Origin of the sequence: Streptomyces sp. NPDC051207, assembly GCF_040682395.1 — a bacterium.
In the GTDB taxonomy this organism is placed as follows: Bacteria; Actinomycetota; Actinomycetes; order Streptomycetales; family Streptomycetaceae; genus Streptomyces.
On the sequence record NZ_JBFBAX010000007.1, the window covers coordinates 64868 to 78968 of the forward strand.

The 14101-nt window shown below is 72.2% G+C and carries 12 protein-coding genes; 6 read left to right on the forward strand and 6 right to left on the reverse strand.

The features are described from left to right. Positions 1-58: 58 nt before the first annotated feature. Genes AB0M97_RS09650 through AB0M97_RS09660 form a run of 3 tightly spaced genes read right to left on the reverse strand, consistent with a single transcriptional unit; the run spans position 59 to position 3295 of the window. Entirely contained in the window at positions 59-1462 is a 1404-nt protein-coding gene (locus AB0M97_RS09650; RefSeq protein WP_365960204.1) for a pyridine nucleotide-disulfide oxidoreductase, read from the reverse strand. After that, positions 1455-2693 carry an MAB_1171c family putative transporter gene (locus AB0M97_RS09655; protein ID WP_365960205.1) on the reverse strand — a complete coding sequence of 413 codons (1239 nt, stop codon included), beginning with the start codon at positions 2691-2693 and terminating at the stop codon, positions 1455-1457. The genes AB0M97_RS09650 and AB0M97_RS09655 overlap by 8 nt, the downstream gene beginning before the upstream one ends. Next, positions 2690-3295 carry a toxin-antitoxin system, toxin component family protein gene (locus AB0M97_RS09660; RefSeq protein WP_365960206.1) on the reverse strand — a complete coding sequence of 202 codons (606 nt, stop codon included), beginning with the start codon at positions 3293-3295 and terminating at the stop codon, positions 2690-2692. Before AB0M97_RS09660 ends, AB0M97_RS09655 begins: the two co-directional genes overlap by 4 nt. A 301-nt stretch (positions 3296-3596) precedes the next feature. On the opposite strand from AB0M97_RS09660, the gene AB0M97_RS09665 reads away from it, so the two are divergent. The 5 genes from AB0M97_RS09665 (at position 3597) to AB0M97_RS09685 (ending at position 9521) form a co-directional block, all read left to right on the forward strand. Beyond that, positions 3597-4946: an extracellular solute-binding protein gene (locus AB0M97_RS09665; protein WP_365960207.1), complete on the forward strand. Its 1350-nt coding sequence runs from the start codon at positions 3597-3599 to the stop codon at positions 4944-4946. Then, positions 4943-5881, forward strand: coding sequence for a sugar ABC transporter permease (locus AB0M97_RS09670; protein WP_365960208.1), 939 nt, complete (start codon positions 4943-4945; stop codon positions 5879-5881). The genes AB0M97_RS09665 and AB0M97_RS09670 overlap by 4 nt, the downstream gene beginning before the upstream one ends. Further along, positions 5878-6735 carry a carbohydrate ABC transporter permease gene (locus tag AB0M97_RS09675; RefSeq protein WP_365960209.1) on the forward strand — a complete coding sequence of 286 codons (858 nt, stop codon included), beginning with the start codon at positions 5878-5880 and terminating at the stop codon, positions 6733-6735. Before AB0M97_RS09670 ends, AB0M97_RS09675 begins: the two co-directional genes overlap by 4 nt. Positions 6736-6757: 22 nt before the next feature. Beyond that, positions 6758-7726, forward strand: a complete 969-nt coding sequence (locus AB0M97_RS09680) for an arabinan endo-1,5-alpha-L-arabinosidase (RefSeq protein WP_365960211.1) — start codon at positions 6758-6760, stop codon at positions 7724-7726. Positions 7727-8015: 289 nt separating this feature from the next. Next, a complete protein-coding gene (locus AB0M97_RS09685; protein WP_365960212.1) occupies positions 8016-9521 on the forward strand; it encodes an alpha-N-arabinofuranosidase in 1506 nt (501 codons plus the stop codon). A gap of 6 nt (positions 9522-9527) precedes the next feature. On the opposite strand, the gene AB0M97_RS09690 is transcribed toward AB0M97_RS09685, so the two are convergent. The 3 genes from AB0M97_RS09690 to AB0M97_RS09700 form a co-directional block, all read right to left on the reverse strand. Then, complete coding sequence (locus AB0M97_RS09690) at positions 9528-12170, reverse strand: beta-galactosidase (protein ID WP_365960213.1); 2643 nt, start codon at positions 12168-12170, stop codon at positions 9528-9530. Positions 12171-12312: 142 nt separating this feature from the next. Continuing rightward, on the reverse strand, positions 12313-12567 hold the full coding sequence (locus tag AB0M97_RS09695; RefSeq protein ID WP_365960214.1) for a DUF397 domain-containing protein: 255 nt from the start codon (positions 12565-12567) through the stop codon (positions 12313-12315). Continuing rightward, on the reverse strand, positions 12564-13376 hold the full coding sequence (locus tag AB0M97_RS09700; protein ID WP_365960215.1) for a helix-turn-helix transcriptional regulator: 813 nt from the start codon (positions 13374-13376) through the stop codon (positions 12564-12566). Before AB0M97_RS09700 ends, AB0M97_RS09695 begins: the two co-directional genes overlap by 4 nt. A gap of 138 nt (positions 13377-13514) precedes the next feature. On the opposite strand from AB0M97_RS09700, the gene AB0M97_RS09705 reads away from it, so the two are divergent. Continuing rightward, on the forward strand, positions 13515-13979 hold the full coding sequence (locus tag AB0M97_RS09705; RefSeq protein ID WP_365960216.1) for an ATP-binding protein: 465 nt from the start codon (positions 13515-13517) through the stop codon (positions 13977-13979). Positions 13980-14101 lie beyond the last annotated feature (122 nt).

A 14101-nucleotide genomic window follows, 5' to 3' on the forward strand; every position in this document is an offset into this window, starting at 1 on the left:
GGCTGCGGCCGAGCGGCCCGGCCGCCACCCGGCCCCGGCCACCACGGGGGCCCGCCGCCTACACCAGCCCCGCCGCCTTCCGCTCCTCCGCCGTCAGCGGCGGCGACGTCAGGCGGGGCTTGAGCGGGCCCACCGCCGCGGCCAGCAGCATGCTCGGCGTCAGCAGGGTCTCCGCCCGGCGCTGCAGGGACGTCACGTCGGTCACGCGGCGGGCTATGCGGCCGTTGCCGGTGGCCGTGAGCATCAGGCGGTCGACGTAGGCGGCGACGAGGCGGTCGCGCAGGGTGGGGCCGCTGTCGCTCGCGCCCGGGTAGAACACGTCCTGCCCGATGGCGAGGTCCCAGGCGGCGGCGACCGGCCGGGCCGCCGCCCTCTGGACGCGGCGCGCCAGCCCCGGCGTGCCCCAGCCGTGCCGGCGTGTCACGTCCCGCAGGGCGAGCGCGCACTGGGCGGCGACCGACAGGCCGTGGCCGTAGACGGGGTTGAACGCGGCGAGCGCGTCGCCGAGGACGGTGAAGTTCTCGGGCCAGGCCGGCATCCGCTCGTAGAAGGTGCGCCGGTTCGCGGTGGAGCGGGTGAAGCACACGTCGGAGAGGGGTTCGGCGCGCTCCAGCAGTTCGCCGATGACGGGGTGGCGCAGCCGGTCGCGGGCGAAGGCCACGAAGTCGTCGTTGCGGGGCGAGGGTTCGCCGCCGCGCGTGCCGGAGAGGGTGACGATCCAGCGGCCGTCCTCGACGGGCAGCAGGAAGCCCGCCCGGCCGGGGCCGCCCTCGCGCGGGTCGGGCTGCACGTTGACGACCGGGAACCCGTCGCGGGCGTCGGGCGGCGCGAGGTAGAGGCGGCTGGCGTAGGCGAGCCCGGAGTCGACCTCGCGCTGCCTGGGCGCGGGCAGCCCGAGGCGGGCGAGCCACCGGGCCGCGCCCGAGCCGCGCCCCGTGGCGTCCACGACCAGACCGGCCGGCAGGGTGCGCTCGGTGCCGTCGCTGTCGCGGACGCGTACGCCCGTGACGGCGGCGGCGGTTCCCGTCAGGCCCCGTGCCTCCGTGCGGGGGAGCAGTTCGATCCGGTCGTCGGCGAGGACCCGGGCGCGGACCGTGGCGTCCAGCAGGTCGCGCCCCGCGAGGATCACGTGGTGCGACTCGGGCCAGCGCCGGAACCAGCCCTGCGCCGACAGGGCCACCACGTCCGTGGTGACCGGCAGCCGGCGCGCACCGGCGTCCCGCAGCGCCGCCGTGCTGCCCGGCAGCAGTTCCTCGACGGCGAGGGCGCCGCCCGACCACAGCATGTGCGCGTGGCGCGCCTGGGGCAGGCCCCTGCGGGGCTCGGGCCCGGCGGGCAGCACGTCCCGGTCGACCACCACGACACGGTCGGCGCACCCGGCCAGGGCGCTCGCGGCGAGCATGCCGGTGTGGGAACCGCCGAGGACGACGGCGGTTCTGGCGGGGTCGGGACGTTCACTCATGCGCGGGCACGCTCTCTGCCGGTGCGGTCGCGCGGGCGCGCACCGCCTGGAGGTCGTCGGGACGGCGCAGGGCCCGGGACACGTCCCGGATCTCCCGCAGCAGGTACGCCGTGTCGGGGCCGGCCGGGGAGCCCGCGCCCGCGCCGTCGCTCCCCGGGGCCCGCTCCCGGGCGGTCGCGGCGTCCAGGATCGTCACCGCGGCGGCGAGGGCGCGGGCCCGCGCCGGGGGATGGCCGAGGGCGAGGGCGGCCTCCTCGGCCCGGCCGCGCAGGTCCTCGTCGAGGTACCGGGACAGCTGGAGCAGCCCGTCGCGGATGAACGTCTCGCGGCGGATCAGCCGCAGCGGGGCGGTGGCGCGCAGCGCGTACGGCTCGCGCCGGCCGGTGACGGTCCGCATCAGCCGGTACAGCGGGCGCAGCCGCCGGTGCCCGAGCCGGACCCGCCACTGTTCCTGGAGGTACTGGCCGGCGTGCGGGATGATGAAGCCGACGGCGACGAGGGTGGCCGAGACGCAGGCGGCCGAGGGCGCCACGTAAGTGCTCAGCCAGTCCAGGTCGTGGCCGGTCCACCGGGCGGCGACGGCGGTGAGCTTGGACGCGTCGAAGAACAGGTTCGAGGCGTATCCGACGCCCAGGAAGCGCAGGCCCGCGCGCAGCCAGCCGTCGAGCCCGTCGGTGCGGATCCAGTTCCAGATGAGCCGGGCCGTGATGGCGCAGGCCACGGTGTGCGCGGTCAGGTAGAGCAGGATCTGCTCGCGCATGAACGGCGTGTTGGCGTAGTACGTGTCGAGGTCCCGCAGGCGTTCCACGGGCGCGTCCGCGAGCCAGAACAGGATCCACAGGGTGGCGACCACCCCGGCGTAGACGGACACCACCCAGCGGGTCGCGCGCCGCGTCTGGTCGGAGCGGGCGTCGAGGCCGTTGCGCCAGGCGATGATCAGCAGCAGCCAGGACGCGCTGAGCACGGTCAGCAGGGAGTACACCCACGGCGCCGAGATGTTCGGCACGCCGGTGACGCGGTTGGTCCAGGCGATGGTGCCGGGCGCGGCGAAGACGAACACCGCGCAGCCGAACAGCAGCAGCCCGCCGACGGCCCGCAGCAGCGGGTCCCGCCACATCTTGACGATGGTGGGCAGCTTCAGCGCCAGGGCGGCGCCCAGCACCAGGGCGGGCAGCCAGAAGGAGATCGGCAGCCCGCTGAACCACTCGGCGGGTTCCGACGCGAGCGTCACCGCGCCGTACCTCCGCGTCCGCGGTAGCCGAGGGACCTCTGGACCGGGCCGGGGGCCGTGCCGCCGCCCTCGCCGTGCAGGTACGGCCGCAGCGCCGCCGCCAGCCGGTGCCCGAAGTCGTCGGCCTCCGCCTCGTCGGCCTCGCGGGAGCCGTTGCGGGCGGCGACGGTCAGGGCGCCGTCGTGCCAGTCGGGGGCGCCGGCGAGGGCGCGGGCGGCGGCCGTGCCGACGGCGTGGTGGTGGCCGTGGCCCGCGTGCAGGTGCCACAGCTCGTGGCCGAGGATGACCAACTGCTGGAGGGCCTCGGCGCGTTCCTCCACGATGACGAGGTCGAAGTCCTGGAACTCCACCCACAGCCCGGTCACTTCGATCTCGTCCGGGAAGCGTTCGAAGCGCAGCTCGACGCGCCGCCCGCCGCGCCGCGCGCTCATCTCCTCGCACAGGGCCCGGCACAGGTCCCGCACGCCGGCCGGGGCCCGGGGTCCGGAGCGGACCGCGCCGGCCAGGTCGGACGCCAGGTCGCGCAGGGCGGAGCCGCTCCTCGGGCGCCGTAGCGCCGGGGCGACCCGGGACGCCCTCCTGAGCGCGCCCGCCAACACCATCGCACCCCCTTCTCGCCGCCGGGCGGCGGCCTGCTCGGAGACTACGCGGCCGGAACTGCCGCCGTCATGTCCTCCGGCAGGCCGTGCACTGCGTGCAGTGGGGCCGGTGCACTGCGTGCCACGTCGTCCGGTCGGCCCCGGGCCACGGGGTTTCTGAAAGTTTTGCCGGAGCCATTGACGCGCACGCTCAACGAACCTACGGTCCCGTTCGAAGTTACGAGCATCATTCGAAATCTCGAACGACAGAACAGCAATCCCGCACAGCAATGTGAACGGCACTTTCGAACAGTAAGGGCAGGGCATGGGACGACCTGGCCTCAGTCGCAGGCACCTTCTCGCCGGAATCGGCGGGCTGACCGTCGCCGGAAGCTTCGGCTTCGCGGCGCTCGGGACCGGGGCCGACGCGCTCGCCTCCGGTGCGGACACCCGCGTGCGCTACTGGAACCTCTTCAGCGGCGGCGACGGCTACAACATGATCGCGATGCTGGACGCCTTCCGTGAGGAGAACCCCGGCATCGACGTGAAGGACTCCACCCTCCAGTGGGGCAACCCCTTCTACACCAAGCTCGCCATGGCCGCCGCGGGCAACCGCGCACCCGACCTCGGCGTCATGCACCTCGGCCGGGTCACCGGCTTCTCACCCGGCCGGCTCCTCGACCCCTGGGACGTCGGGCTGCTCGCCAAGTACGGCGTGAAGGAAGCCGACTTCAACCCCGAGCTGTGGAAGCGCGCCGTCATCGACGGCAAGCTCTACGCCCTGCCCCTCGACATCCACGTACAGCTCTGCTTCTACCGCAAGGACGTGCTGGGCAGGGCCGGGCTGCTCGGCGACGACGGCAGGATGGTCCAGGTGACCTCCACCGCCGAGTGGTTCGACGTGCTGAAGAAGGCGAAGAAGGTCACCAAGAAGGGCCTGCAGACCATCGGCCTGTGGACCAACGACCAGAACTTCCAGTGGTGGTTCTTCGTCGCCTTCTACACCCAGCTCGGCGGCACCTGGTTCAACGCCGCCAACACCGAGGTCACCTTCGACGTCGACAAGGCCACCCAGGTCCTCGAGTTCCTGCGGCAGCACGTCACCGACGGGTACACCATCCCGGGCGCGCCGACCGGCGAGCAGTTCGTCAACGGTGCCCCCTTCACCTGGGAGGGCAACTGGTCGGTGCCGGTGTTCTCCGGCGCCGAGCTCGACTACGGCGCGACCCCGCTGCCGCCCGTCTTCGGCAAGCAGGCCACCCACGCCGAGTCGCACGCCTTCGTCCTGCCCCACCAGGCCGGCCGCGGCGGCCCCGCCAACGAGGGCGCCCACCGGCTCGCCGCCTACGTCGTGCGCAACGCCCAGGCCTGGGCCGGAGGCGGCCACATCCCCGCCTACACCCCGACCCTGACCACGCCCGGCTACCAGAAACTCGCGCCGCAGAACGAGTACGTGAGCGCCATGGACCACCAGGCCACCGAGCCCAAGGTGTGGTTCGCGGGCTCCACCGGCGTCCTCGCCCAGGACCTCGGCCCCGTCGTCGTCTCCTCCACGACGGGCTCCGCCCGGCCCGCCGCCGTCGCACAGCGCATGAAGGCCCGGCTCACCACGCTCCTCGCCTCGAAGAACCCGATGGACGGCACCACAGCCGCGCAGGGAGGTGCCGTCGCATGACCACCAGCGCCGAAACCGTCGTCGCCCCGGCCCGGGCCAGAACCGCCACGGCCACCGCGACCGTCCGCCGCAAGCAGGGCTTCCAGCACGGGGGCTGGTTCGTCGCCCCGTTCCTGGCGCTGTTCGCGCTGTTCGTGATCTGGCCGCTGCTGCGCGGCGTCTACCTCAGCTTCACGAACGCCAACGTCTCCGGCGAGAACACCGCCTTCGTCGGCCTCGACAACTACCGCGAGGCACTGAACGACACCGCGATGTGGGACGCGCTCGGGCACAGCGCGTACTTCACGTTCCTCGTCGTGCCCTGCATCACGCTCCTCGCCTTCCTGCTGGCGATGCTCGCGCACCACATCGAGCGCGGGAAGTGGCTGTGGCGGCTGTGCTTCTTCGCCCCGTTCCTGCTGCCGTCGACCGTCGCCGCCAACATGTGGCAGTGGCTGTTCACCCAGGGCATCGGCCTGTTCAACGAGACCCTCGGCATCGAGACGCCCTGGCTGACCGACAAGTCGTACGCCATGCTCGCCATCGTCATCACCACCCTGTGGTGGACGGTCGGCTTCAGCTTCCTGCTCTACCTCGCCGCCCTCCAGGGCATCCCCGCCCACCTGTACGAGGCCGCGAAGCTGGACGGCGCGAACGCCTGGCACCGCATGGTGCACATCACCCTGCCGCTGCTGCGCAACATCACCGGCCTGGTGATCGCGCTCCAGATCCTCGCCTCGCTCCAGCTGTTCGACCAGGCCGTCGTGATGATGGACTTCGGCCCCGGACCGGAGCTGAGCACCCGCTCCTTCGTGCAGTACACCCTCGAACAGGGCTTCACCAGCTACCGCGTGGGCTACGCCTCCGCGATGTCCATCATCTTCTTCGTGATCATCGCAGTCGTCGCCCTGGCGCGGATGTGGCTGCTGCGCACCCGTGAGGAGGGCGCCCGATGAGCGTCACCGGCATCCGGCTCAAGCCCCGCAGTTCCTGGACGCCCGGCCAGATCGTCCTGACGGTGCTCGGCGTCGCCGTCTCCGCCGTCTTCGTGGCGCCGATCGCCGCGGCCCTGCTGACCTCGTTCAAGTCGGAGGCCGAGGCCGCGCAGATCCCGCCGCACTGGCTGCCCGAGGTCTGGACGGGCCAGGCCTGGAAGGCCCTGTTCGAGACGGGCAACATCACCAACTGGTTCGTCAACTCCCTGGTCGTCTCGGTGTGCGTGACCGCCGTCGTGCTCGTGGTCAGCGCGCTCGCCGGATACGGATTCGCCCGCACCGAGTTCCGCGGCAAGAAGGCGCTGCTGGGCCTCGTGATGGCCGGGCTGATGGTGTCGCCCGCCGTGCTCGGCGTGCCGCTGTTCACGACCGTCCAGCAGATGGGGATGGTGGACACCTACTGGGGCATGATCCTGCCGCAGTGCGCGCCCGCCGCGATGGTCTACATCCTCTACAAGTTCTTCCAGGGCATCCCCCGCGAACTGGAGGAGGCCGCGTTCATCGACGGCGCGGGCCGCTGGCGGGTCTTCTTCACCATCGTGCTCCCGCTGTCCCGCCCCTCCCTCGCCGCGGTCGGCATCTTCACCTTCATCGCCTCGTGGAACAACTTCCTGTGGCCGTACATGGTGACCAACAACCCCGACCTGATGACCATGCCGAACGGCATCGCCACGGTCATGAACTCCTACGGCATCCAGTGGGCCCAGCTCATGGCCGGCGGCCTGATGGCGGGCCTGCCGCTGATCGTCGTCTTCGTCTTCTTCCAGCGCCAGATCGTGGCGGGTGTCGCGCACACCGGCCTCGCCGGCCAGTGAACCCCCTGTCAGGAGATCCCAGTTGAAGTCCCTCAGAACGGCGGCGGTGCTCGCCGCGGCCCTCGTCGCCCTGCTCCCGGCCACGGCCCACGCCGACACCTCCCACCCCGACCCGCTGCCGATCACCGGCCAGCAGATCATCCACGACCCGACCGTCGCCCGCCTCAAGTCCGGCGGCTACGTCGCCTATTCGACCGGCGGCGTCATCGGCGCCCGCCTCTCGGACGACATGCGGCACTGGAAGGACGCGGGCAACGCCTTCGCCGAGCCGCCGACGTGGTGGTACGAGTACAACGACACGGGCGACCCGTGGGCGCCCGACCTCTCCTACCGGGACGGCAGGTACTGGCTGTACTACGCCGTGTCCTCGTGGGGCACCAACCACTCCGCGATCGGCGTCGCCACCTCCGCGACCGGCCTGCCCGGCACCTGGACCGATCACGGCAAGGCCTTCTCCTCCGAGACGACCGACCAGTGGAACGCCATCGACCCGGCCCTGATCAGGTCCGGCGGCAAGCTGTGGATGTCGTTCGGCTCCTACTGGACCGGCATCCGCATGGTCGAACTCGACCCCGTCACCGGCAAGGCCGTCCCCGGCGCCACCGTCCACCACCTGGCGACCCGCCCCGACGCGCCCTACGCCGTCGAGGGCCCGTACATCGTCAAGCACGGCCGCCACTACTACCTCTTCGCCTCCCACGACGCCTGCTGCTCCGGCGTGAACTCCACGTACAAGATCAAGGTGGGCCGCTCCACCTCGGTCACCGGCCCCTACGTCGACAGCACCGGCAAGCCGCTCCTGGAGGGCGGCGGCGACCTCCTCCTGAAGGGCCACGGCCGCTTCATCGGCCCGGGCGGCCAGTCCGTCTTCAAGAACAAGGGCGAGGACTGGCTGGCGTACCACTACTACGACGCAGCGGACAACGGCACGCCCAAGCTGGGCCTGAACAGGCTCAGCTGGAAGCCGGACGGCTGGCCGAGCCTCCGTTAGGGCCTGTCGTTTGGATCATCCCGGCGTCGCGGGGTCTGGTACGCACATCTGCGGCGTTGTCGTCACTCGCCGACGCTCCGCGTCGACTCCCTCCTCCGCCTTGCAGCTGCACGCACCAGACCCCGCTCGGGTCGGCCCGGAGGCACAGCGCATCACGGCCAGGCTGATCCAAACGACAGGCCCTGGGGGCGCGGGGCGGCGTCCATGTGCGGCTCCGCCGCGTGGGCGCGACAGGCCACCACGCACCCGCACGCACCGACGAACAAGAACCACCCCTGGAAAGGCGACCATGCACACCGCCCGCTTCACTCTCGACCCGGCCTTCACCGTCGCCGACGTGAACCCCCGCCTCTTCGGCTCCTTCGTGGAACACCTCGGCCGCTGCGTCTACACCGGCATCTTCGAACCGGACCACCCCACCGCGGACGCGGACGGCATCCGCCAGGACGTCCTGGACCTGGTGAGGGAACTCGGCGTCACCGCCATCCGCTACCCCGGCGGAAACTTCGTCTCGGGCTACAAGTGGGAGGACTCCGTCGGCCCGGTCGAGGACCGCCCCCGCCGCCTGGACCTGGCCTGGCGCACCACGGAGTCCAACCGTTTCGGCCTGTCGGAGTTCATCGCGTTCCTGAAGAAGGTCGGCCCGCAGGCCGAGCCGATGATGGCGGTCAACCTCGGCACCCGCGGTGTCGCCGAGGCCATCGAGCTCCAGGAGTACGCCAACCACCCCTCGGGCACGGCCCTGTCCGACCTCCGTGCCGCGCACGGCGACAAGGACCCCTTCGGCATCCGGCTGTGGTGCCTCGGCAACGAGATGGACGGCCCCTGGCAGACCGGCCACAAGACCGCCGAGGAGTACGGCAGGCTCGCCGCCGAGACCGCCCGCGCCATGCGGCAGATCGACCCGGGTGTGGAACTGGTCGCCTGCGGCTCCTCCGGGCAGTCCATGGAGACCTTCGCCGAGTGGGAGGCGACGGTCCTGAAGGAGACGTACGACCTGGTCGACTTCATCTCCCTGCACGCCTACTACGAGCCGCTGGACGGTGACGTCGACTCCTTCCTGGCGTCCGCCGTCGACATGGAGTCCTTCATCGAGAACGTCGTGGCGACCTGCGACCACGTCGGCGCCCGCCTGAAGTCGAAGAAGAGGATCAACCTCTCCTTCGACGAGTGGAACGTCTGGTACCTGTCCCGGACCGAGGCCGAGGTCGGCGCCCTGGACTGGCCCGAGGCGCCGCGCCTGCTGGAGGACAACTACAGCGTCACCGATGCCGTCGTCTTCGGCTCGCTCCTCATCGCCCTGCTGCGGCATGCCGACCGCGTGACCGTCGCCTGCCTCGCCCAGCTCGTCAACGTGATCGCCCCGATCATGACCGAGCCGGGTGGTCCGGCCTGGCGGCAGACGACGTTCTTCCCGTTCGCGCAGGCCTCCCGGTACGGGCGCGGCCAGGTCCTCGACGTGCGGGTGGACTCGCCGACGTACGAGACGAAGAAGTACGGCGAGGCCGACCTGCTGCACGCCACCGCCGTGCGCGCCGAGGACGGCACGGTCACCGTCTTCGCCGTCAACCGGAGCCGCACCGAGCCGCTGCCCCTGGAAGTCGCCCTGGCCGGCCTCGACCTGACGCGGGTCGTGGAGCACAGCGCCCTCGCGGACGCCGACCCGGAGGCCCGCAACACCCTCGCGGAGCCCGAGCGGGTCACCCCCCACCCGGTCGACGGCACGGCCCTGGCGGACGGCACGCTCACGGCGACGCTGGAGCCGCTGTCCTGGAACGTGATCCGGCTGGCGTAGCCACGCTCAGCGGCCGGGGGAGTCGACCGGTGCCACCGGCACTCCTCCGGCCGCGCGGCCCAGCAGCGTCAGCCGCACGTCACGCGGGCCCGACGGGGTGGTGCCGTCGGACAGCACCGCGAGGGCGAGGGTGTTGCCGCCGCGGGTGCGCAGGATGCCGTTGGGCAGGACGAACGTGTGCTGCGGGCCGACGTCGTTGACGTACTGGCCCAGGTTCCAGCCGTTGAGGAAGATCTGGGCGCGCCAGGCGCGGTCCTCGTCGTCGTCCAGGGTGAGCCCGACCGACGCGTCGACGCCCGCCGGGATGTCCAGCCGGAACCGCGTCCGGTACCAGGTGACGCCCTGCCGCCGGTCCCGGCGCGGCAGTTCGGCCTCCTCCCAGCCGGTGTCGTCGTGCCCGGGCAGGTGCCAGCCGTGCCGTTCGCCGTACAGGCCGCCGTTGTTCACCGGCCCGCGCACCGGGTCCGGTTCCGCCGTGCCCTGGATGCGCCAGCCGACGTCCGGGGAGGCGCCCTCGAAGGTGACCCCGGTCAGGCCGCGGGCCGCCGTGCCGTCCTGGTCGTGCTGCATGGGCCGCACCAGGACGGACAGCACGTGCGGGCCGCCCGTGCGGGACGCCTGCGGCACCTCGAAGCGGGCGGTGGCCGCCCACGTGCCGGGCGAGTCCCGGTCCGGGACGGGCATCCGGTGGGTGCCGAGCGGCCGGCCGTCCAGCCAGGCCATCAGCAGCCCCTGCGTGCCGGTGCGGTAGGCCAGGGACACCGACCGCACGCCCTCGGCGCCCGTGAAGCGGCCCCGGTACCAGACGTCGCCGTACGGGAAGCCGTAGTCGTCGGCGAACAGCACCGGCTGCCCGTCCGGCACGGGTGTCGTACTGCCGGACGTCCTCTTGTCCGCGGGCCGCCACGCGCTGTCGTCGAAGCCGGGGTCGGACTCGGGGTTCTCCGTGCGGCGCCGCCAGCCGTCGAGCGCGGGCAGCGCGGGCCGGGGCGCGCCCGGCAGCGGCCGCTCCGCCACCAGGCTCTCGGAGCGGCTGAGCACCGTCGGCACCGGGCGTCCGTTCCAGCGCACGTCACCGGTCCCGGCCGGCCCCCACACCTCCAGGCCGGTCTCGCCGGTCGTGTCGCCGGTCAGCCGCACCACCGGGCCCCGCACGGCGGCCTTGCGCAGCAGCGCCGGGCCGTACACCAGCAGCGGACCGTCCGGTGTGTCGTACGGCCACAGCCGCAGCGACGCGGCGTCGTCGGCGAAGACCAGCAGCAGCGGCCGGTCGAAGCCGCCGCCGTCGACCCGCACCCGGCACAGGCCGCCCACCCCGAGCGGCACCGTCACGTGCAGCCGGCCGTCGCTGAACGCCCAGGCCGCCTCGGCGTCCATCCGGGTCGGCACCGGCTCCTCGGGATACTCCACGACGACCTGCGCCATCTCGCGGTGGCGGCCCGCGAACACCACGAGGTCCACGCCACCGACGGTCCGCGCCAGCATGGGCTGCGCCGTGCAGTACGCGATCTTCCGCCCGGCCAGCCGCACCCCGGCCGCGATCAGCTTGGCGTCCCGGGCCGGGACGGTGACCGGCGTGTCGACGGGCGTGCGGGGCAGTTGGGTGGAGACCGGCTCGGCGGAGTCGTTGCGCAGGACGTAGAAGTGGGCGCCGGTGTCCGGGTTGCGCAGGTGGGTCACGGCCACCCTCCGGTCGGAGGCGCGCACCCGGGGCGCCCGGTCGAGCCGGGCCAGGTCGGGCACGGTCCGCAGCAGCTGGCCGAGCTGGTGCGCCGCGGCGAGCTTGGGCGTGGCGTTGCGGGCCTCGTCGAAGGGCGCCGCGCAGTCGTACGACGTGTAGTGGCCCGACGACGGCAGCCAGCCCCAGGAGGTGCCCCCGAACGCCGGGCGGGTGCCGTGCAGCGCGGGCCGGCCGCCGAACCCGGCGAGCAGCGCCCGCCGTTCGCGGGCCGCGTCGTGGGACCGGCGCAGCGCCGCGTAGCCCGGCCCGCCCCACACGTCGGGCGGCCCGCTGCGACTCTCCCGCACCAGGTCCGTGATCCAGTACGGCAGCACGGTCCCGCGTCCCTCGGCGTACAGGTGCCGGACGGTCACGCGGTCCACCGCGGCGAGCCAGTCGTCCACGTGCCGCCGGTACTCCGGGTCGTCGCCCCGCGCCCGCCCCGCCAGCCAGCCGGGCAGCCCTCCGGCGTCCACGTCGGCGCCGATCGAGGGGCCGCGCCGCAGCAGCACGTACAGCCGGGCCTCGGCGGCCAGCCGCAGGAACAGGTCCAGGTTCCGGGGCCCGGTGAAGTCGTACTTCCCGGGGCCGAAGGCGTGGAAGTTCCACGGCACCCGCACGCTCACCGCGTTGTACCCGTGGGCGCGCATCTTCTGGAGCAGGTCCCGCCACAGGGACGGGCTCGGCACCCGGAACGGACTCAGCTCGCCGGACCACAGCACGAGGCGTCTGCCGTCGACCACGAGCGAGTACCGGTCGACGTCTATGTCGTGCCGCCTGCCGTCCGCCGTGGGCGGTTCCGGCGCGGGCCCCGTGGCCACCCGGCCTCCCCTGCGCGTGCCGGGACCCTCCATGGCACTGCCGGTCAGTGCCAGGCCGAGCACCGCCGTGCCGGCCAGCGCACCGAATGTCCGTCTGCTGAGCTCCATGCCGGTCATTCTCTACGGACGCCCCGCACAATGCTCAAACGAGGTCCCGGCGCGGGCGGACCATGCGGTGCGGGCCGTGCGGGAACGGGCCCTGCGGCAGGACGACGGCCCGGTCGAGGCGGAGGCCGTCGCCCCGCTGCACCTACTCGGCGGTGCCGTGCGCCGAGACGTGCCCCAGGAAGTCGCCCCAGGCGGCGGGGGAGAGGGCGAGACGGGCGCCGTGCGCGTTCTTGGAGTCGCGGACGTGGATGGTGTGGGGTTCGGTGGCTATCTCCACGCAGTCGCCGTCGCCGCTACTGCTGTAACTGGACTTGCGCCAAGAAAGGGCCACCTCCACGCAGTCGCCGGAAGCACTGCTGCTGTGGCTCGATGTAAACCAGGTCAGTTCGTTGCTCATAGCGCTCCTCGGATCCGCTCCAACAGACCCACTGAATCTTCAGGGGTGAGAGCCTGCGAACGCATCCTGGCATAACGGCCTTGAAGAACGCTGACCTCCTTCGAGTCGACGATGAACTGGCCGCCTCGCTGCCCCTCGCAGTAGGCGAACCACTGGTTCTCCGGCGTCTCCAAGAGCTGCATGGGACCGGCGAGTCCGGCATGCGTTTCTCGCACGACAGGCATGACCTGCATCTCGATGTGCCGCATCGCGGCGACTTCTAGCACATGGTCGATGAGCTCTCGCGTCATCTCGGCCCCGCCCGTCCGCCGTAGGAACAGATGCTCCTCCAGGATGAAGCTGAACGCCGTGTTCGGCCGTTCTCGCAGCAGCCGTTGCCGTTCCGCGCGCGCCAGCCACTGCTCCTCGATCTGCTCGTCGTTCAGCGGCGGAAGCTGGTTGACGAACAGCGTGCGGGCGTATGCCTCCGTCTGCAACAGCCCAGGCACCAGTCGGCATTCGTAGGTGTAGAGATTGACCGCCGTGCCCTCCAACCGCGCCCACTGCCGGAACCAGGCCGCCAGCCCCGGCCTCCGCACCAGACAGGCCGCCGCCCGGCGTAACGCCCCCGTGTTGCCGAAGACTTCCTCCGCGCGTTCCACGAACATCGGGTCCGGCATGCGGCGGCCCAGCTCCACCGACGCCACCGTGTGCTTGGAGTACCCCACCAGTTGGCCGAATTCCTCCCGGCTCAACCCGGCGTGTTCCCGCAAACCCTGCACGACCGCCCCGAACGTGCGCAGACTGTCCGACGTTTCCTGCTCGCCCATGTCGACCACTGTCGGTCACCTCCCGCAGGCATCGTTACGGATGGTGACGCGTACCGTCCAGGGCGTCACCGTGTACAGCCTGCGCTGTACACGCCTCTGGGCTGGTTGAGCGGGTACCGAGGCGGACATATTGGGCGCATGACTGCACCTCCCCGCCACCGACTCCCGGTCACCGCGCGTATGTTCGTCCAGCGACTCAGCGCCACCCCGCGAGGGGCACGGCTCGCCCGGCGTCTCGCCCTCCGCCAACTGGAGGCGTGGGGCGTCCCGTACGGCTCGGACGCCTCCGACGCCGTGGCCGTGATCGTGGCCGAGCTGGCGGCGAACGCCGTGACGCACGGCCGGGTGCCGGGACGGGACTTCGAGCTGCGGCTCTCGCTCGTCACGGGCAGCGTCCGGATCGAGGTGAGCGACACGCACGGCGGGCCGCCCCGGCCGCCCGGCCCCGCGGAGCTGACGGCGCCGGACCCGCTGGCCGAATCCGGGCGCGGGCTGCTGCTCGTGGACGCGGTGGCCGACCGCTGGGAGGTGGCGCACCGGGAGCCCGGCAAGACCCTGCGGGCGGAGGTCGACCTGCCGGGCCGGCGCGCGCTGGTCAAGTGAGGCCGGTGTGCGGGGGGTTACGGCTGCGCGAACCATTGACGCGCAGGGAGTTCGATTCTACGGTCCCGTTCGACATCACGTCCGACAATACGACTGACGTTCGAGATCTCGAACTGCCGTGA

What these genes read in the sequence shown, in the direction of transcription:
- AB0M97_RS09650 (WP_365960204.1), bottom strand. Translation starts at nt 1,462, where the DNA reads ATGAGTGAACGTCCCGACCCCGCCAGAACCGCCGTCGTCCTCGGCGGT.
- AB0M97_RS09660 (WP_365960206.1), bottom strand. Translation starts at nt 3,295, where the DNA reads ATGGTGTTGGCGGGCGCGCTCAGGAGGGCGTCCCGGGTCGCCCCGGCG.
- AB0M97_RS09665 (WP_365960207.1), top strand. Translation starts at nt 3,597, where the DNA reads ATGGGACGACCTGGCCTCAGTCGCAGGCACCTTCTCGCCGGAATCGGC.
- AB0M97_RS09670 (WP_365960208.1), top strand. Translation starts at nt 4,943, where the DNA reads ATGACCACCAGCGCCGAAACCGTCGTCGCCCCGGCCCGGGCCAGAACC.
- AB0M97_RS09675 (WP_365960209.1), top strand. Translation starts at nt 5,878, where the DNA reads ATGAGCGTCACCGGCATCCGGCTCAAGCCCCGCAGTTCCTGGACGCCC.
- AB0M97_RS09685 (WP_365960212.1), top strand. Translation starts at nt 8,016, where the DNA reads ATGCACACCGCCCGCTTCACTCTCGACCCGGCCTTCACCGTCGCCGAC.
- AB0M97_RS09690 (WP_365960213.1), bottom strand. Translation starts at nt 12,170, where the DNA reads ATGGAGCTCAGCAGACGGACATTCGGTGCGCTGGCCGGCACGGCGGTG.
- AB0M97_RS09695 (WP_365960214.1), bottom strand. Translation starts at nt 12,567, where the DNA reads ATGAGCAACGAACTGACCTGGTTTACATCGAGCCACAGCAGCAGTGCT.
- AB0M97_RS09700 (WP_365960215.1), bottom strand. Translation starts at nt 13,376, where the DNA reads ATGGGCGAGCAGGAAACGTCGGACAGTCTGCGCACGTTCGGGGCGGTC.
- AB0M97_RS09705 (WP_365960216.1), top strand. Translation starts at nt 13,515, where the DNA reads ATGACTGCACCTCCCCGCCACCGACTCCCGGTCACCGCGCGTATGTTC.